Origin of the sequence: Shewanella sp. M-Br (genome assembly GCF_036245925.1) — a bacterium.
Classification (GTDB): Bacteria; Pseudomonadota; Gammaproteobacteria; order Enterobacterales; family Shewanellaceae; genus Shewanella; species Shewanella oncorhynchi.
Genome location: NZ_BJBV01000010.1, coordinates 24,363 through 43,350, shown reverse-complemented (window position 1 = coordinate 43,350; position 18,988 = coordinate 24,363). Strand labels below are relative to the sequence as shown.

The 18,988-nt window shown below is 43.9% G+C and carries 18 protein-coding genes; 5 read left to right on the top strand and 13 right to left on the bottom strand.

Annotation, left to right across the window (positions count from 1 at the left end; translation table 11 throughout):
- Nucleotides 1-23: 23 nt before the first annotated feature.
- The 5 genes from fliB to AAA952_RS10085 form a co-directional block, all read right to left on the bottom strand.
- Entirely contained in the window at nucleotides 24-1,310 is a 1,287-nt protein-coding gene (fliB, locus tag AAA952_RS10105; protein WP_263208419.1) for a flagellin lysine-N-methylase, read from the bottom strand.
- 223 nt (nucleotides 1,311-1,533) lie between these two features.
- Nucleotides 1,534-2,364 (bottom strand): hypothetical protein, encoded by an 831-nt coding sequence (locus AAA952_RS10100; RefSeq protein ID WP_338256651.1) that lies wholly within the window; start codon nucleotides 2,362-2,364, stop codon nucleotides 1,534-1,536.
- An 82-nt stretch (nucleotides 2,365-2,446) separates the two neighbouring features.
- Entirely contained in the window at nucleotides 2,447-3,166 is a 720-nt protein-coding gene (locus AAA952_RS10095; RefSeq protein WP_113939989.1) for a LysE family translocator, read from the bottom strand.
- A gap of 136 nt (nucleotides 3,167-3,302) precedes the next feature.
- Nucleotides 3,303-4,145: an AraC family transcriptional regulator gene (locus AAA952_RS10090; RefSeq protein WP_338256649.1), complete on the bottom strand. Its 843-nt coding sequence runs from the start codon at nucleotides 4,143-4,145 to the stop codon at nucleotides 3,303-3,305.
- Between the two features lie 259 nt (nucleotides 4,146-4,404).
- Nucleotides 4,405-6,462 (bottom strand): TonB-dependent receptor, encoded by a 2,058-nt coding sequence (locus AAA952_RS10085; RefSeq protein WP_445190377.1) that lies wholly within the window; start codon nucleotides 6,460-6,462, stop codon nucleotides 4,405-4,407.
- A gap of 327 nt (nucleotides 6,463-6,789) precedes the next feature.
- Here AAA952_RS10085 and AAA952_RS10080 point away from each other — a divergent pair, with 327 nt between their 5' ends.
- Nucleotides 6,790-7,605 (top strand): substrate-binding periplasmic protein, encoded by an 816-nt coding sequence (locus AAA952_RS10080; protein ID WP_338256644.1) that lies wholly within the window; start codon nucleotides 6,790-6,792, stop codon nucleotides 7,603-7,605.
- A gap of 147 nt (nucleotides 7,606-7,752) precedes the next feature.
- Here AAA952_RS10080 and AAA952_RS10075 read toward each other — a convergent pair whose 3' ends face one another.
- On the bottom strand, nucleotides 7,753-8,715 hold the full coding sequence (locus tag AAA952_RS10075; protein ID WP_263200631.1) for a hypothetical protein: 963 nt from the start codon (nucleotides 8,713-8,715) through the stop codon (nucleotides 7,753-7,755).
- A gap of 1 nt (nucleotide 8,716) precedes the next feature.
- Complete coding sequence (locus tag AAA952_RS10070) at nucleotides 8,717-9,103, bottom strand: PadR family transcriptional regulator (protein WP_105251375.1); 387 nt, start codon at nucleotides 9,101-9,103, stop codon at nucleotides 8,717-8,719.
- Between the two features lie 411 nt (nucleotides 9,104-9,514).
- Here AAA952_RS10070 and AAA952_RS10065 point away from each other — a divergent pair, with 411 nt between their 5' ends.
- Complete coding sequence (locus AAA952_RS10065; protein ID WP_263169188.1) at nucleotides 9,515-10,162, top strand: excalibur calcium-binding domain-containing protein; 648 nt, start codon at nucleotides 9,515-9,517, stop codon at nucleotides 10,160-10,162.
- 295 nt (nucleotides 10,163-10,457) lie between these two features.
- Nucleotides 10,458-10,805, top strand: coding sequence for a thioredoxin family protein (locus AAA952_RS10060; protein ID WP_338256637.1), 348 nt, complete (start codon nucleotides 10,458-10,460; stop codon nucleotides 10,803-10,805).
- A gap of 19 nt (nucleotides 10,806-10,824) precedes the next feature.
- On the opposite strand, the gene AAA952_RS10055 is transcribed toward AAA952_RS10060, so the two are convergent.
- The 3 genes from AAA952_RS10055 to AAA952_RS10045 all read right to left on the bottom strand — a co-directional run bounded on the left by AAA952_RS10055 (nucleotide 10,825) and on the right by AAA952_RS10045 (nucleotide 13,705).
- Nucleotides 10,825-11,340, bottom strand: coding sequence for a NifB/NifX family molybdenum-iron cluster-binding protein (locus tag AAA952_RS10055; protein WP_338256635.1), 516 nt, complete (start codon nucleotides 11,338-11,340; stop codon nucleotides 10,825-10,827).
- A complete protein-coding gene (locus tag AAA952_RS10050; RefSeq protein WP_012088215.1) occupies nucleotides 11,337-11,633 on the bottom strand; it encodes a DUF134 domain-containing protein in 297 nt (98 codons plus the stop codon). Before AAA952_RS10050 ends, AAA952_RS10055 begins: the two co-directional genes overlap by 4 nt.
- Before the next feature lie 557 nt (nucleotides 11,634-12,190).
- Nucleotides 12,191-13,705, bottom strand: a complete 1,515-nt coding sequence (locus AAA952_RS10045) for an ATP-binding cassette domain-containing protein (RefSeq protein ID WP_338256630.1) — start codon at nucleotides 13,703-13,705, stop codon at nucleotides 12,191-12,193.
- A 326-nt stretch (nucleotides 13,706-14,031) separates the two neighbouring features.
- On the opposite strand from AAA952_RS10045, the gene AAA952_RS10040 reads away from it, so the two are divergent.
- Nucleotides 14,032-14,283 (top strand): DUF2999 family protein, encoded by a 252-nt coding sequence (locus AAA952_RS10040; protein ID WP_006083102.1) that lies wholly within the window; start codon nucleotides 14,032-14,034, stop codon nucleotides 14,281-14,283.
- A gap of 159 nt (nucleotides 14,284-14,442) precedes the next feature.
- Here AAA952_RS10040 and AAA952_RS10035 read toward each other — a convergent pair whose 3' ends face one another.
- From AAA952_RS10035 to AAA952_RS10025, 3 genes are all read right to left on the bottom strand, one after another.
- Nucleotides 14,443-14,829 (bottom strand): carboxymuconolactone decarboxylase family protein, encoded by a 387-nt coding sequence (locus AAA952_RS10035; RefSeq protein ID WP_131524148.1) that lies wholly within the window; start codon nucleotides 14,827-14,829, stop codon nucleotides 14,443-14,445.
- A gap of 103 nt (nucleotides 14,830-14,932) precedes the next feature.
- On the bottom strand, nucleotides 14,933-15,508 hold the full coding sequence (locus AAA952_RS10030) for a hypothetical protein (protein WP_263164462.1): 576 nt from the start codon (nucleotides 15,506-15,508) through the stop codon (nucleotides 14,933-14,935).
- 1,209 nt (nucleotides 15,509-16,717) lie between these two features.
- Complete coding sequence (locus tag AAA952_RS10025) at nucleotides 16,718-17,089, bottom strand: hypothetical protein (protein WP_338256622.1); 372 nt, start codon at nucleotides 17,087-17,089, stop codon at nucleotides 16,718-16,720.
- A 379-nt stretch (nucleotides 17,090-17,468) separates the two neighbouring features.
- On the opposite strand from AAA952_RS10025, the gene AAA952_RS10020 reads away from it, so the two are divergent.
- A complete protein-coding gene (locus AAA952_RS10020) occupies nucleotides 17,469-18,815 on the top strand; it encodes a DnaB-like helicase C-terminal domain-containing protein (RefSeq protein ID WP_338256619.1) in 1,347 nt (448 codons plus the stop codon).
- The last annotated feature ends 173 nt before the right edge of the window (nucleotides 18,816-18,988 follow it).

The window sequence follows — 18,988 nt, the reverse complement described above, 5'->3', positions numbered from 1 at the left end:
AAAATGATTAATTATAAGCTGATTTAATTTTTTAGGAGTGAAAAAATAACATACTCACTCTGCAATTCAGCCTCTTTTATTTTTTCATCCATGAAAGCTAGTAATCCAGGATAATGCTGTCTACGTCTAAAATAACTCTGAAACAATTTTACAACGGAGTCTTTGGTTAACTTTTCTTGCTGCATAGCAATTCCTGCCAAGTAACTTTTTAGCATTAATATATCAAGTATTAGAAACTTAAAATACTCAGTTGGTCGCTTGCCTAAGTGAGCCATAAATTGGTCGTTATAAATACTATATAACAAAAAGTTATTTAAAAGATGAGGATATTCTGCTAAATGCTCATCTATTATTTTTTGTGAGATTTTTAATATTTCAGTGTAGGCATGATGCTCTCGATTTGGATTGGCGACTATGAAAATATTATCATTGTTACTGGAGGCCTCATTAGTGTTGAGGCTTCTCATTAGCATCTGTTGGCATTCGATGAAATCATCAAACTTTTTAATATTGCATGTGGGGATCTCTTTATTTTTATATATATGGGTAACGAAAAATGAATCTTGAGTTGCAAAGAAATGCCACTTTATAGCCGATACTGAAGGCAGTGCTTGAAAATGCTCAAGCAAAGTACCATCACTAATCATGATATTAAAGTTCTCAGCAAGTTCTGACAAACGAGTGATATTATTTAAATGAGAATCAGACTGTTTTAAAAATAAGCCAATTATAAATAGTTGTTGTTCAAAGTTGAGTTCAGAATTTAAAGCAATACTAAAGCAAAAATCACGAATAAATGCTAAATACGCAGGTAGATTAGCAGCAGTTAAACCACGGATATTGCCATGACTTAATTCATTTTGGTATTGAGTTACAGTTGATATCATCATGGCTTCAGGATCATATAAGACATTTTTAACGACTTCAGGGCAAGAAATCGCCATACTCATCTCAGCTTGTTCGCCAAACCAACGAGGTGTACGCGGATAATCTTGGCATACATGTGGTAGTAGTTTTGGACCACATTTTTTATGTATATTGCATAAGTTTTTTTCATCTAAAACAGGGCAATCACCATTGTTGGACATTTTTATACTGGCGTAATCTTTTTCTGATTTTCTAGTTAGCTTGAAGGTTGAAGAAGCAAGTTGACGAATTACAATATCACCGTGCTTTTTTAAGGTTTTATAAGTCTGTTTGTCTACTTCTACTGTCCAAGTATTACAGCAATGAGCAGTACAATCACTGCCAATACAGGCGAAGTCACTAGCAAATTTCGGTGTCATTACTTCCAATTTTTTTTTATTCATAGTGTTAATAAATTCCTGTATGACGTTATCTTTAGACTTGCATGCAAGTTTGCTTACAAAAGGGAGTGATACATTAGCTTTTTAGGACGAATTATATATTGAGAACTTACCTAAGATTAGCATTGTTGCACCAGTAACTTTCTAAAATATGGAAGATTAAAGCAGCGACCATCAACGGATAGTCGCGGCTTTAAATCTCACTCATAGGGATAGGGAAACGAGACTAGTCTGCTTTAATGACAGCTTGTGTCAGTATTTCTTGGTCATTCTTAAACACCACTAGCTCGCCTAGAGAACTATCGCTGCCGCCTAAGACGGTGACATAACAATAATACTGGTATGGGCCGCTGCGAAATTGGTATGAATGATTCCCTCCACTGCCATCAAAAACGAGTTTGCCTTTATTCAGTACTAAATCTGGCTTTTCACTCAATGCCTTACCCTTTGCCCATGCGGCATAGCGGTATTGGCTGTTCCCCATATCATCGACACGAATGGTAAACTTGGCTGTCTCCCAAGATAACGCTGGGCTGACAAACTCACTCACACTCGGATGTAATTCCGTTTGTTGCTTAGCAATAAGCTCTGCTTTCAGTTTTGCCTCTACCGGTGTTTGATAGTTAATGGCGATGATCTTGCCATCAAAATCCAGCCACACAACACCGCTACCGAGCATAATGCCGCGCCAGCCCATTGTCTGCCAATCGGCTTCAATCTTAGAATGGGCGATCTGCTCAAGCAGCTTAGGATCAAAAACCTGATCGAAACGTGCGATCATTTCCTGCGTATTTTGAATCGCGGGGATAGGATATTCACGTTTAAGCGGGTAAGCCACACGCTTAGCAATCACCTCAAGATCATTGGCCTTGGCGGCGTCGATAAGCCCCTGCACCAGAGGGATGTATTCCTGTGGCATGGCTTCATCAGCGGCGTTTGCATTGATGCTTAAACCCATAACGCTGAATATTAACGCCGCAGAAAACGCGATATTCATCAGTTTAACTTGGCTGAAAACAGCTAATTTGCTTCCCTTGAGTCGTGAGGCGAATGGCATCTTTATCCCTTACTCCAAATGTCTCTGCTGAGACTAAAGGCCAAGAATACCATAAGTGCCTCAGACTAAAACCTAAGGTGATTTACACTGCGCCTGACAAAGCGGTTAATAATAGGTTTGAGTAAATCGCCAAGGCTACTGACATAAAGATGACACCAATAACCGCATCGATAACCGGTGTTAGTCGCTGCAATTTAAGTTGCACCTGCACCTTTGACAACATTACCGCTAAAAAGCCAAACCATGCCAATGACAAAGACAACAACAAAATAGCGGAAGCGATTTTAGTGCTCGTTGTAACACTTGGGGTAATCAAGGCCGAAAACAGGGTTAAGAAAAACACTAATGCTTTCGGATTCAATAGATTGGTATAAAGCCCAGTCAAAAAACCTTGCCTGCGCGACATAGCGCCACCTAAGCCACCAGCAACAGACGCCACGCCTTCAACGTCACCAACAGCATCATCATTTGTCCCTGCATGTACTCTGGCACTCATTTTACGTTTAGCGAGTATCGCAAGACTGGCACGCAGGGCACCAAAACCCATCCAAGCGAGGTAAGAAGCACCCACAATTTGCACTAAGAGATACAGAGTGTGCGAACTCTTAATGAGTAGACTCACACCGGTCAGACTCAAAATCGTATGAGCTAAAATGGCGATTGAAATCCCCACAGCGGCGGCAACCGCAGTGCTTCTGGACTGCTGAGTCGCAATCTTCACCATAATAGCGAAATCGGGCCCGGGACTGATTAAAGCAACGGCATGGATTACAGCCAAGGTGAGTAATAAAGATAAATCCATAGATATGCAGCTCCGCAAAAAAAGTTAATAACGATAACTAAGGCAGCCAGTATGGCAATTTGTCGCAGCGCTGAATTGTAATAAATTGCACTATTCAGTGTTTTTTAAAAACCAGCGGCGTCGAAAGACGGGGAAATTAGAGCATACGCCGCTGAAATTGCACTGGCGATAATAGGAATGCCTGCTTAAAAGCTTTGTTTAAATGACTTTGATCGAAAAATCCGAACTGCTGCGCCACATCCGCTACTAAAGCGCCATGACTTAAGGACTTTTTCGCCAACTCTAAACGCACCCGTTTAAGGTACGCATGGGGAGTCATCCCTGTTGCCTGTTTAAATTGCCGCAAAAACTGAAACTTACTTAAATTAACTTCATTGGCTAAGGTTTCAAGTTGAGTATTATGCCAAGGCTCATCGTGAATTCGCTGTTTCACTAAGCTCACCTGCAACTTAGATAACCCGAGTTGTTCACTCGGCCTAGATAGGCAAGATGAAATACCGCTTGGGTAACGCTCCAGCAGCAGATGAATAAAATTCAGTAAGTGGGACTCACCCGCTAGCGCACTGCATTGACCTTGAATTAATAGCTCGTGTAGCTGAATAAAATATTGATAAAGCGTCGGGTCATCCACCATAGGCGTGCTGAAAAAGTGCTCCTTCAAACCCAGTTCTTGGCTGACTTCATTCATGTATTCCACAGGAATCGACATCACTTTCACCCGATAACCGTCGGCATCGCGGCTTTGACCATCGTGGGTTTCGTCGGGATTTAAGGTCGATAAACTATGCTGACCAAGCTGATAACTGCAGCCCTTATTCACAAACTGCTGCGCGCCTTGAGTGACTACGCCTAAGTGGTAATCCAGATGCACATGTTTATCAAAACTGAAATGCGTAAATTCCGCCTGACTCAGTTCTATGCCTGATAAGCTAGGATGACGCCAATAATTAATGTTTTCAATGGGTGTTGCAGTACTCATAACTCGCGGCGACTACCTATAGCATCAGCTGTAAAACAGGGGGAAACTCAGATCGACTCGTCATCATTCTAGCCTCCATTGTCAGCGTGGGAATAGTAAATTATTGCAGCCACATAGTTTGAAGCGATTTGGGCTTAGATTAGCGCTTAAATGAGTGCAGCAGAAAAAAGCGCCCAACTATCTGGACGCTTAATGAGATACATTTTTGCTCGGCGAAATACATAATAACCTTCGATATCGCCTTAACCGATGAATACCACTAGAAATGATAACTCACGCTGACTCTCACCATTCGTGGCTCAACAGGATGATAATGCTGATCTTCAACGCCTTCGGCAGCTTCGCCGGGCAAACGAGAGGCATAAAAATAATCTATGTCGTGATCTTTACTATCAAACACATTGAGCAGCTCAAGCTTAGTGTCGAAACGGCGGAACTCGTATCCTAATGCGAGGTTAACTAATGTGGTCGCATCAGCCTTGTGGTCATTAAAGCTGTCGAGCACCCGCTCGCCAAGGTGCCGCACGCGTACACTCGAATACAGGCCATCTCCGTCGGGTCGATAGGTGATGCCCGCACTGGCAACAAAGGGAACTGCGCCATCGATATACTTGCCCTCTTCAAATTCATTTTCAGTAAATCTGGCGTTAGTCCACGCTAATTCCATATCGATACTGATTGCCTCATTCAGCCAATAATAAGCTGTTAATTCAGCACCATAACGTTCAGATGCACGACTCGGCTCAGTGTTACCCGCATCGCCCACAAATACTAATTCTGAATCTAGTTGCAGATACCAGATCGCAGCAGAGAAATTAATAAAGTCCCTGTCATAGTATTTCACCCCAAATTCGCCGCCATTTGAGCGCACGAGCAGATCGACTTTTTCGACCTCATCGCCACTCACAGGGTCAACCTTGATCGTTGCACCGCGGGCATCGTTCGAATGTAGCCCTTGGCCTGCATTAACATATAACTCAAGATTATCGCTCCACAAATAAGAAGCGCCGGCTTTGAGGCTGAACATACCATCGGACGCATCGCCACTGTTAAGCGGATTATCACTGTCGACCTGCACATCAAAATAATCGTAACGCAGCCCAAGATTAAAACGCCATTGCTCAGCTGGCAGCCACTCAACTTTGCCAAAGATGCCACTCGATAACTCTTGCACTTCATCAAGCCTTACCGTATTCAGCCGTTGTCGCGCCTGAGTGTTATACAAACCCACTGCGCCAATATCGTCATAACGCACATCGCCGCCCACACTGTAATTCAGTTGAGTGCCACCAAGTGAAGTCTGCCAATCACGCTTAAGATCACCGCCCCAAATCGTGCGTTCATCGACTTGTTCAAACTCATCACCATTGATGGGATCGTTTAAAAAATAGGTAAAATTAGAGAATAAATTCATAGTCGAGCGAATGGCGTAGACATTTCCCTGCCAATCACCCGCATCGTAATTAGCTGAAACGCTATAACGGTTAGATTCACCGCCGACGTCTTTATCTAAAGATCCATAAAAATCAATTAATCCAGAATCCACCGCACGGGCGGGGATCTGATCCGCCGAATTCCAGCTGTTGTCGTAGGCCATCATAGTGACGCTCAAGTCACCCTCGCCGAGCCGAGTTAAATAACGCCCGACGAGACTGATCTTACTCACATCCTCATCAATATCCGTCCACGGGCCATCATAGGTTTGTGCCTCACCACCCCAAATAAAACGCCCCATGTCAGTGTTTAACTCCTGAGTCGCCACGAGTCGCTGGTAGCCATATTCACCCAACGTCACCCCAACTTGGTTATGGGGGAGTTGATCTGCCAGCAGTAATTGGGCTGCACCCGCGCCAGAAAAATCGGCCACCTCAGGATAATAAGCGCCTTTGGCATAATGGATCTCGCCTATAAGTTCAGGGATCAAAAAGTTAAGATCCGTATAACCCTGACCGTGCCCATGGGTTCGCATATTCACAGGCATACCATCGACTCGAGTATTAAAGTCTGTGCCATGATCCAAATTAAAGCCGCGTAAGAAATACTGATTCGCCTTACCCGAACCACTGTGCTGAGTGACTATCATCCCAGGAACAAATTCGAGGATTTCGCCGGTTCGTAATAGGGGGCGACTCTCGATTTCTGCCGCGCCGACTATCCCCTCAGATGCCGAAGTACTATGGCCTAAGGTGTTAATTTGCCTGCCGCGCACCTCAAGGCGTTCGATATTGTCCGTTGCCGCCTCTGCCACTACGGCACTCGATAAACAACAAAGAGGTAATAACCACGTCATTGATAACCAAAGCTTTGATAACCGCATTCCTGATAATCCCAGTCCCGATTTCATCCTTTCTTTCCTACTACAGGTGATAGACGGCAGGGATTTAACGCCTTATTTACAAGCAAAAAACCGATCAAGCTCAAACTCTGATGAATAAAAAACCAGCAAAATACAGGCAAATATCATTTCTACGTGCCGTATCTCACATTTTTAAACCCAAAAGGACAAAATGTCCGCCAACAGATCACATTTCAACCGTGTGTTAGTGCGAAATCATGGAAATAAAATAATCTTGCTTGAATAAAAATGAACCCATTTATCAGGCTAGCTATACTCTAAATAACTCAACACTTTGAGAGACACGCTATGCAACGATGGAGCAATATGCACATTTGGAGTGTGTGGGTAGGCCTTTTCTTTTGTGTCTCGGTTCATGCAACCAGCAAATCAACAGCAGAAACCACAGTAATGATTGCTGATAAACCTATCATTACGATGGCGTTTTATGAGGACCCCAAACATAACTTCTACTTTAAATGGGCTGAACTGATTTACGCCCAAGCCTTTGAACGCTTAGGATATGACTTCTCCTATCAAGTGGTTCCCGCAGCCCGCGCCAGTATGATGGCGGACTCAGGTAAAGTGGATGGTGAGCCGGGGCGTGTATCTCATTATGGCGAAAAGTTTACCAACCTCATTCGAATTGAAGAACCGGTTATCGATACCCATTTAATTGCCTTCGCGCACAATCCCGAAATCAAAATACCTGACTGGCAAGCGCTGCAAAAGAGTCGATACAAGATCGAATACTATCGAGGCGTGTTCCTCGCAGAACAAAAGCTAAAGGGACTCATTCCTAAGGAGCGTCTGACTGAATCTTCGTCCCCCGCGAGCTCCTTTCGTAAAATGCTCCGCGACCGAATCGATATCTATATTGATACGGAGGCAAGCTCATTGGATCTATTACAAACGCCTGAGTTTCAAGGCAGCAAAATAATCGCGATTGCCACCCTAGAAGAACTTACCAGCTATGGTTACTTAAATAAACGTCACGCGGCACTCGCCGTTAATCTTGCTCGTGAGCTAAAACAGATGAAGCAAGAAGGCATATTTGACACCTACAAACAACAGGCCCAAAAATCGCTTAATAATGAAATGAATCATGGCGATACCCCAGAATAAATCAGCATCGACGGTAAAAGTCGTGGCTTACTTTTCCCCACAGAAGATGGCACTAATGTAAAAAGCCTGTTCAATCATACTGAACAGGCCATGTATTCGATGAAAAAGTGAATAAAACTCACCTACAAAACCTAGGCTAAACCTTACTTATTTGCTTGCGAGTTTACGCCAACGCAACCCATCGCGAATCACCTCATAGCCTGGGAACATAGCGGCAATCACTAGAGTATAACTTAGCCAATGTTCTAACTGTAATAACGTAAATTCCCCATTTAATTCAGCTCCTTGGTTTTGTACTTGGCTTTGTAATAGTGGCGAACTAAAGGCCAGAAAGACTAAGAACGAGGCATAAGCAAGATTGATCCCCATATTCGCCAGTAACAATTCAGTAGTCCACACTCGGCGGCGTAGTTGCCAGAGACTATTGCCCATAGACAGCAAAATAATAGGGCTAAACCATTGCAACAATTGCTGAGCACTGGCGCTGAAAATCACAGTCCGCGCGGCTAATTGCTCGCTACTCATCCACACAGAACACCAGATCACAAGTAAGAGAAAAAGATATGTCGCCAGATCGGTAAACACATCGCTTAAACTAATATGCTGCCAACCGGGCCCAACCTTAGGCAAATTCTGCGGCTGCCATTTTTGGCAATTGCTGCCAGATAGGGGTTTCCCCTGAGCCGAGAAACTCCAAAAGGCTAACAGGATAGCGGTAAAGGCAAGACAGGCATCGCCAATAAAACCTTTAGCAATATGGTGGATAAATCCTAATAGATCCCCCCCTGCCGAGCCCAACCATTGAGTCGTGCCGCCCACAACCTGCAGCACAAACAAGACCCCAAGCACAGTGAAAAGTGTATGTTTAAAAAGCGGAATATCCTCAGAGGCAATAATAGGCACTGCCGGAACAAATTGCTGCGCGACCTTACAGGGATGACCCATTTGCTTTAATACCGCGACAATTTGCGCTTCAGTCAATTTACCTTGTTCAGATAGGGCATCCAATTGGTCGCAGATATTGGCTTTTAATTCACGGCCTATTTCCTGACGTTTGTTCTCGGGCAATTCTCGCTGCACCGCGGCGATATAGCGATCGACTAATTCCATATCAAATCTCCTCTGCACTCTCGTCTGAGCTTTTCATATCAGAGCCATTAGTGTCAGCGCTTTGCTCCAGTAAAAAAGCCAAGGCGCCATTAAGTTGCTGCCATTCATCGGTCAGTTGACTGAGTAACTCAGCCCCCAATGATGACAATTGGTAATAACGACGCTCACGCCCTTCGGCCTGTCGCCACTCACTATCCAACAATCCTTGATCGGCTAGGCGGCGCACTAAGGGATACAGAGTCCCTTCGTCAATATCAATACCACCTTCCTGCAACTGTTTGCGGAGCGAATAACCGTAGTGGGCTTGTTTTAATAATCCCAGTACCGCCAACACTAATACCCCACGGCGCAACTCGAGTCGCATTTTGACTAGCTGTGAACTTGTCATTGTCGAATTCCTGTCCTTAACACTGTGTCACACACACTGTGCGCCACACAGCAAATACTATGTAGCACACAGTAAAATTGCAAGTTTTCATGCACATTTTTTGATCACTTTGTTTATTATTAATGCAATCTATTGTTTGTATTGAATTTACAAAAATGCCAACCGTTTCTGCTAAGTGCTCACATTTCCCCACCGCCATACACTCAAAGCGAATGAGTCACACATAAGCAAATTCAAGATAAAAAATTGCAAAACTTCCTATGCTTGAGTAACTTAGCTGCCAACATTGAATCGCTGACTCGTCAACCTAAGTACGGTTTGCTCCTTAAAAGAGATAAATAGGCACGACTCAAGTAAGTATTGATATTCAATAACTAAAAATATTAAGCCGTTAAATTAAGGACATAGAAAATGCTCATGGATAGAGGCGTACTGGTACGCTGGAACGATGAAAAGGGATTTGGCTTTATTCAGCCTGAAAAAAACGCAGCCCAAGATGTGTTTATTCACATTTCGGTGCTGAAAAAGATGGCGAGAAAACCCATAGTGGGCGACAGCATTCTGTTTCAAACGGAAGTGCAAAATGACGGCAAAAGAAAAGCGGTTATCGCCTCGATTGAAGGCGTCGCAGTCGTTGCAGCGAGTGCAACAACACGCTCCCACTCTCATATCCAATCACGCAATGAAAACTTCAATAACAAAAACAAAGCGCATTACCATAGCCCACGAAAATCCTCTTTTAATACAATAATCCCGCTGCTAATAATCGTGGCCATAGTTATCTTTGGCTTTAAACAATACCAAGAATTCAATGAAGCTCCAGCAATCGATGAAGTACCAGTCCTCACGAATGAAGACACTCAGCCAATGCCCATGTATGAAACTAAAGCGCGAACACAAGCAACGGCAACACCAAGTTTCCAATGTGAAGCGGGTAAAACCCATTGCAGCCACATGAGTTCCTGTGCTGAGGCGACTTTCTATATCCAAAATTGCCCCAATACTCAAATGGATGGTGACGATGATGGCATTCCCTGCGAGCGTCAGTGGTGCAGTTAGCGATGCGACATATGTAAAGTCACGCGTATAACCTTAAGCCTGAGCAGGTAGCAGGTAGCAGGTAGCAGGTCACTAGTAGTGAAATGATAAATAATCTAAAACAATGGCGAGATAGCCTGACAGACATACAGCAAATCGGAGTGATTGCTGCCAGTATCGGGCTTCTCATGCTTGGCTTATTCTACCTTGGTCAATTTATCGGTAGTAGCGTGGTAACAATGGGCCGGCTTTAACCCTAGAAATACGCAAACTAGCCCATGAATTCATACCCATAACAACTTCCAAATGGCAACGCATGTACACTGATATCATCACGCAAATTGACTCACCTGAGATGCTTGAGTCCATGTTAACTGAGCATACTGCGGTGCTGTTGTTATTTGGCGCGCCAAACTGCAGTGTGTGCCAAACGCTCAAACCGAGAATTGCTGAGATGTTAGTGCAAGAATTCCCGCAGTTGCGGATGGCCTATATTGATTGCCAAGCCCAAGGTGAGATAGCGGCGAGCCGCAATGTATTTGCCTTGCCTGTGGTGGAATGTGTGTTTTATGGCAAAACCTTTGGACGGTTTTCCAAGGTGTTTTCGTTAGCGGATATTCGAGGGGCGCTAGCCCGCCCCTACGCTTTAACTGTGGCGGAATAATTCAAATTAAACACTGAGATTATTTATTTACCAAGGGTCTAAACCCAGCGTAATGCACTGACTTATCGAGCTTAACCTGTACTGCTGGCGTGCTTATAAGACGTGTTGAGCTAGGTGCAGCTTTAGCTTTACCGCTGCGACCACAGCCGTCACCTGTAGAATGACAACATCCGCCCTTAGCTGCATGTTTGAGTGAAGCGCGGCCTTGGGATGCATCCGTCAATCTAAGATTAAGATCCGCCGTTTGTGCAAGTAAAGTCGCCACTGTTTGGCTCGCACTGCCTTTACTCACGCTAATCCTCGCATCGAGCAACTTTCCTAACATGCGCTCACCGATATTCTGCACAAGTACAATGTCGGTACCTTGTTGAATAATCAGCTCTAATAAGGCTTTTTTGGCACTACAGTCACCTTCAATTGCCGGGTTATCGACCAGTTTGATTCGTTGAAACTGTTCATTATAAAAGCCAATTTGTAGGGCTTTCGTAAAGTGACTGGCGAGGCGTTCGCGGCTCATCGGCATGGCAATAATCATGATAAATCCTTGTCTGTTTGGGTTGGCAGCCTCAAGGCTTGACCTTGAGTGATAGCCGTCGCCACCTTTTTACGGGCATTGGCGAGAAGGTATCCAAAGGTTTGCCGAGAGATCCCCATCAAGGCCGCGGCTTCGATCTGGCTTAATCTTTTAACGTCACCCAGTTCGAGGGCCTCAAACTCATCGGCCTCTAATTGAATATGGGTTAATTTAACCGCAGGGATCCCATTAGGCTTAAATAGGCTACAGGGCACACAGCTCGATAATTGACGGCATTTTTTGGGTCTTGGCATAAATATTTTTATCTTTAACTTTAAGTAGTCTTATATGTCTTGAAATAGTCTTATATGTCTTGAAATCGTGTTTTAGGTCTTAGTGCACATCTTCGGTACTACGAGTAACACTCGGGCTCATCTCGCTAAGGGAGTCCATCGTTCTGGATTCTCAAGCGTGATAACTGACTTGATGAATAAGTTCAGTGGATGAACCATAAAACTGTCACGAGTTTCTGGCCTAGGCCAGAAACTATTATTCGCGCCAACGACATTCAAAACTGTAAGACGGCTCACAGTTACCTATATCAAGCATGACTAATTAACAGAACTGCTGTCTGGCGAATGGGGGATTAAGCACTAGGGCGATGCCCTCATTATCGATATGTGGTGTATCTCAGTTTTCACTTGAATACGAAAATCTTTCGCACCACAGGTATATTGCCATTGAGCGTGACTAACACACTCAATGGCTAGCGCCCAGTAAGGTTAATCTTAACCTGCATTAGGGTGCCGAGGGATAATGACAAACTCTGCAAACAAATAAGCAGCCGTTAAGCGACTGCGATAGGTGGCATTTACTGATTTAAACGGGTTAAATCCTCAGACTCACAGTAGTTCACCTGTACCGAATAGCCGTCATCTTGCTTGATAAAATCGACAAAGTTTTTAATCGCAGGTAAGGCATCTTCCCTATGGTGCGACACGTACAGCAATTGGCTCAGATGATGCTCGGCTATCATCTCCAACGCCCGCATCACTAAGGTGCGATTGATAAAATCTAAGCCCTGATACGGCTCATCTAAAATCAGCAACAGTGGCTGTTTAATCAGGGCGCGACCTATTAGCAATAATCGCTGCTGACCATAATCGAGCTTCTTAAAGCTGGTGCTCGCCAGCCCTGTCATGTGCAAAATCGCCAACCATTCCTTCGCCAAATCTAGCTGAGGTTTAGTGGGTTTATGGTACAGGCCAATAGAGTCAAAAAAGCCCGAAAGCAGCACATCTAATGCCGAGCAACTGACGCGATATTGCAAGTGTAGCGCCGACGATACTATGCCAATCCGTTGTTTAATCTGCCAAATACTCTCGCCGCTTCCGCGAGGTCGGCCAAAGAGCGTGATGTCATTGCTATAGCATTGAGGATGGTCGCCTAAAATCAACCCCAGCAAAGTGCTTTTACCGCAGCCATTTGGGCCACGAACTTGCCAATGTTGCCCTGCCTCGATGCGCCAATTCACGCCGCTGAAAATCAGCCCACTGACATATTCCACTCTGCCATTTTTAATCTCGACCAGAGGATCAAACGCCTCGGCGTTGTGTCTTTGCCGCTCCATCAAGGCCAAGAGTTCATCGCTACGTTGCGCCGATAACGCATTCAGCTGCGCCATCACAGGATGATTGTGCCATTGCTCAATCGACATCGACGGGCTGAGTTTGTGCACACTCTGCCCCGATTTGAGCATCTCACCATTAAACAGCGCCACATGACTGATGCACGGCGGCAATTCTTCTTGGCGAGAGGTAATGATCAGCAACTGGCTATGCTCGGCCACTTCACTCAGCAGCTCAGATAAACTCGCCTGATGTTCAGCATCGAGCCCAGCGTAAGGGTCATCTAAAATCAGCAATTGCGGTAACATTGCCAGTGCACGTGCCAGCATGACTCGGCGTGTTTCACCAGTCGATAATTGCCGAAAACCGCGCCGACGCAGAGGCTCAAGCCCAACCTTTTGTAATAATGCTGGGAGTTGCTTGGCATCTTGGCAGCATTCCAATACTAAGGATTCGACACTCGAACCGTAATCCAACTCGTCTTTTTCTAACTCGCGCTCCAGCAACGCTTGCTGCAGTCCAAGTGACACCCAGCCGATACGTTGCGGCAGGCCAGCAATCGTCCCTTCATCGGGCAGAATATCACCCGTTAATATTCGCCCGAGCAAGGAACCACAATAGCTGTCGGTCGCGAAAATCGCCCAGTGTTCAGCAGGATGCAGTTGCCACTCATCGACGATTAACACCTCATTATCACGCCCGTATCGTAACTGTTTAACCACAATACTTTTGTCTTGGTTCGCGACAACATCAAGCATAACCACAGTTCCTTTCCATTTTTAAGGGATGATAAAAGCCAGCGATTACCCAATCGCATTGCTCCATGATATCTAAGGCAATAATATCTAGAGCCATAATATCCAATGCAACGGCTCACGATGCACGACAGTCGCTCAGGTTTTATCGGCAGATTTTGGGGAATACGTCACCAGAGTAAAGCTTATTGGGAATAAAATCTAATGCGCTTAATGGCATAGGCAAAGCGTGGCAACATCCAACGGGTACGCATGTGTGAGGCAACCACTCTGGCAGAACTGTGATAAAATCGGCACCTGTTTAACTTTCATATCAACAAGGTAATGCAATGAATCCCATTATTGCCATCTTAAAAGAACACAACGTCAGTGACGCTAAAATCCAAGAACTGTTTCAAACATTAACCGAAAATCCATTAATGGCGATGGGCACGCTCGGTCAATTAGGCATCCCAGCCGAAAAATTACAACAACTGCTGGGACTAGTGATGCAGAAACCGGCCTTGATCAAAGAAGCCGTGCTTGAACTCGGTTTGGATTTCTCAAAAGTAGAAGCCGCAAAAGCCCAGCTACAAAAATAAGCGCAGACTGTTCAAGTTTGTAGCCATCATACGCTAGGGGAATCCGCGTAACTCAGCTCCCCTAGCGAATGTTAAAACCACTAAACCTCAAAGTAACTAAATCTCACAGCAACTAAACCTCAAAGCCATTGACGCTCAAAATGATCAATACCAAGTGAGCTAACTGTGTTGCGCCTGCCACTCCTCAATCGCCTCTTTCGCCGCTCGAAAAGCCTCAATCCCCGCAGGCATACCGCAGTAAACGGTGCAATGCAGTAAGACTTCTTGGATCTCTTCAACCGAGCAGCCATTGTTTAGCGCGCCCCGCACATGGCCCTTTAACTCAGTCGGCGCCTTTAATGCCGCCAGCGTCGCTATGGTAATCAAACTGCGCGTTTGCCTTGAGATGGCATCACGTACCCAAACCTCACCCCAGCAATTGGCCGTAACTAAATCTTGCAGCGGTTGCGTAAAATCCGTCGCACTATTGAGCGCCTTATCCACATAACTATCGCCCATCACAGCACGACGCACCTCAAGCCCCTTCTCGTATTGCTCATCGTTCATCGATGCATCCTTTTTCTTATGTGATTAAGCTATGTGATTAGACTTATTGAAACCGCCAACCAATCTGCCTTATATCCTTACCACCTATAACTGATAACCAACGTTAGATTGAGCGCACCCAAGAAACGAACTCTTCGGCGAGTCTGGGAGGGTTACAGGCCTCTGTCTGATCTGCGATCTCGTTATAGTACTCGAGCTCGTGAACTATGATGGGTACTGAACGACCAAAAACGCGACTAACGGTTAAGTTGGAATGGAGTGTAGAAGCGACAACGCATACTGCGGCAACAAATTGCTCGGTTATCTCCTGACCGAGCTCAAGGCAGCGATCAAAATCGACATCTTCCTCCGCATCACTGTACCCGAGACCTAGATCGGCCACCCAGCGAGCTAAGATATCCGCAGTCTGAGAGTCAGAATCCCCAAAGACGAGGAGTTCGTTTTGAAGCCAGAAGGCATAGTTCCATTTTGCTTCGTCAGAGCTAGAAGCATTTGGAATCGAGGCATGCCACTCATCGACTGTGTTATAGCCGACTGTCAGCGTAGGTAGACGGGGATCGTCATATTCGTTGTTGATATAGAAAGACAATGCATAGATCTGCTCCGCCTCAGAGGTTGGTATACTCGCGAGCGCTTCGGTAATAGCACTCTGAAGCGCGGTAATCATTGGGATATTCATACTGGGTTTCCTGCTCATTTAATGCCGCATTTAGCGAATGAAAATAGTGCATTGTAATTGAGAATAAGAGCTTAACCCACTATTTTTGTTCAGCTTAAATGTCTACCAATACATTAGTATTCAACCAATTTATCATTAGAATAGTCTCCAATCTATCACACATAAGACTGCCATTTTTATATAACCCTACGGCCAAGTGATAGAAGCTTGGAATACTCAAAGACACCTATATTTTTCTTGTAAATAACTCAGAAAGAAATGTGTCAGTCCTCGCTTTCGATCTTTCAAAGGTTGGCAGACTATTTTGCAGCTCGTTTGCGGCTTAACAGCCAAAGTAAATCAAGATCGTGGGGCTTCACCCCACACCCGACCAAGGAGGACTGCTCGTCCTATCCTCCTTGGATTCTCCAAGACGCCCCTAGCGAAGTTACATGCATTAGTTACTGGTCTCATACTCCAATAAAAATTGCCTAACGGCTCAGATGGGACATCCCTGTCCCCCCGAGCCTGCGCCATAATCCATGATGTCGCCACGGCATTTTTATCTGCGTATTTCGACAATTTCGCAGGGGAAGGTGTATCTCTTTTATATTTGGTGTTGCTTGCGAGTCATGCAAAGCAAACAGAATTATACCCACCATCCCTTTTTTAAAATTTAACAATGCGTGGCCCATTAAATTTTCATGGATGTGAAAGAGCGGCCATGCCGTCAACGGTCACTTACATGCCAATGCTTAATCCAACCAACTATCCAGTTATCGGTATGCCTTTCTACAAGCGTACACTCTGCAAATTTAACAATGGACGGCTCGTTAGATTCTTTTACTGCTCGTTTGCTGCTTAACAGCGGAAGCTGATTATTAAGCACTGTCATTCCAGTGACACGCTACCCCTTTTATTTCACAAGGAGTATCCATGAGGCCTCGACGACGGCATCTGCTGCATACGGAAGTGCAAATGCCGCGATCACATGGTCAATGATGTTCCAGACATCATAGTGACATTTCCCATATCCCTATGGGTCAGATATGAAAGAGCGGCTATGCCGTCAACGGTCACTTACATGCCAATGCTTAATCCAACCAACTCTCCAGTTATCTGTATGCCTTTTTTACAAGCATACACTCTGCAAATTTAACAATGGATGGCTCGTTAAATTACTTGTAGTTTGCTCAGCCCCACTTTTACCGCGGCCGAGTGCCGCATCGGCTATTGCGAATTTTGGTCAAATGTCCACACATACTCTTCCTGTTTGGGATGGACAACCTGCCAAAATGACTGATAGATGGTTTTCCCATTCAGTGGAACCCATACTTCTCTATCAGTTTGAAAATACAAGGTATAAGCAATGCGGTGTGCCTTAGCGTTACTTCCAATAAGACCGCAACCCCAATTATTCTCGTTGATATCAAAGCCAGTGTAGCGTTTGTTCCAACTCTGAATATCGGTAGTTAAGGCTGGAAGTTCTTTCTCTAAAAGGACAGATTGAGATCCATAGGCGGAGTCTATCGCTTGGTCAAATACCTGTGTCAGTTCTTCCGACTGTAACTCAGAAAAACTACCCGCTGCCTGACAGCTCATCGCGCTGCCAAATAAACAGCAAATAAGGCATATCACAAAAACTCTTTTCATATGAACTACCTGCTTCGCTAAATTTCTGATAAAGAATGTACCAAAGTTATCAGGTTAAATGTTAATTACCAGATAAACTGCCTAATTACTCAATAATGAGACTCCACGACTCTCGTAACTGGTTACCTAAATTCATTCATCATAAAAGATATGCCTGCCCGCTATCTTTCATTGCTTGTTATTACAATAGGATCCTTTTACCATCTCTAACAGTACTTGAGCAAAAAGATATGCCTGTCTAATCTTTTCTCAGAATCATACGTGTTCATATTATTGTACAGAGAACTATATTCACGTGTTCCACGTTTGCTCAATTAGGCACTAATTTATGGAAAATAATTCGGTATCAATTTTTTACAGCTACTCTCATAAAGATGAGAAACTTAGAGATGATTTAGAAACTCACTTATCTCTTTTACTCAGAAAAGGCCTTATATCTAGTTGGCATGACCGATGTATTTCTGCTGGCCAAGAATGGGCAACAGAAATTGACAACAATATTAGAAGTGCAGACATAATTTTATTACTTGTCAGCTCAGATTTCATAGCATCGGAATATTGTTACGGAAAAGAGCTAGCAATAGCCATTGATAATCATGAAGCAAACAAATCTATAGTAATTCCTGTGATATTAAGACCTACGGATTGGGAAGGTGCACCTTTTGCAAAACTTCAAGCACTACCAGCAGATGCGAAAGCGGTTACTAGCTGGAGTAATTATGACGAAGCTTGGTTAAATGTTGTTAAAGGCTTAAAAAAATCTATTAATCAAAGGATAGAATTAAAAAATAGAATGAAAAAAAGTACCGGCTTACGTAGTATGAATGACCTACTAGAGCGCTTTGTTGATAAATTAGAACATCAAAACAACAGCAAAAGTGAGTGCTTAATTTCAGGTCTAGAAACAGGAATAACTGACTTAGACATGCTAATAGATGGCCTGCACTCTTCTCAGCTAATAACCATTGCCTCTCGGCCAAACATGGGGAAAGGTGATTTAGCCTTAAATATCGCTACTCATGCCGCATTGAGTAACAAGCTACCAGTTGCATATTTTACGATGACAATGACGGCTGAACAATTAACACAGCGACTAGTTTCTTCAGTATCTTCTATTGATAGTTATTCTTTATCTCGTGCTACTTTAGACGATGACCAATGGGCGAGAACGTCTGCTTCTATTGGCCTTTTACTTGAATCACCACTGTATATTGATGAAAGTATATTCTCTACAGTCGAAGAACTACGTAAAAAATGCATAGAATTATACTCAGTCCAAAAGCTAAAACTAGTTGTAATTGATTCAATACAACATCTTAACCCATCAAATAGCATTCAGGGGAATGTTACTATTAGTATTCCTAAGCAGTTGAAAAATTTAGCAAGAGAATTAAATATCCCAATAATCATCACTTCTTCAGTTCCAATTGAAATAGAAAAAAGAGTATGTAAACGACCTATTTTAAGTGACCTATCAGAGTGTCATGAACTTGAAGATTTTTCAGATACTGTCTTGTTTATTTATAGAGGTGAAGTTTATAACGAAGATAGCGATAAATTGGGCCAAGCAGAACTCATAATAGCTAAAGAAATGTCCAATAAACTCGGAACTGTGACCGTCAACTATAATAGCAATAACTACAACTTTCGAACTTATGAAAAGAACAAAAGATAATATCTAACATAAGTCGAATACGATCTAAAACAGCCGAAGCTAACAAAAATTTCTTGTTGTTAAGAGTGTGCAAAGAGTCACGTCTCTACCACAAGACAGCTGCTTTAAACACATTAAAAAAGGACAGGCATAACTCTTCGTGCAATGGTTGCACCAAATACAGCATTGTTGCA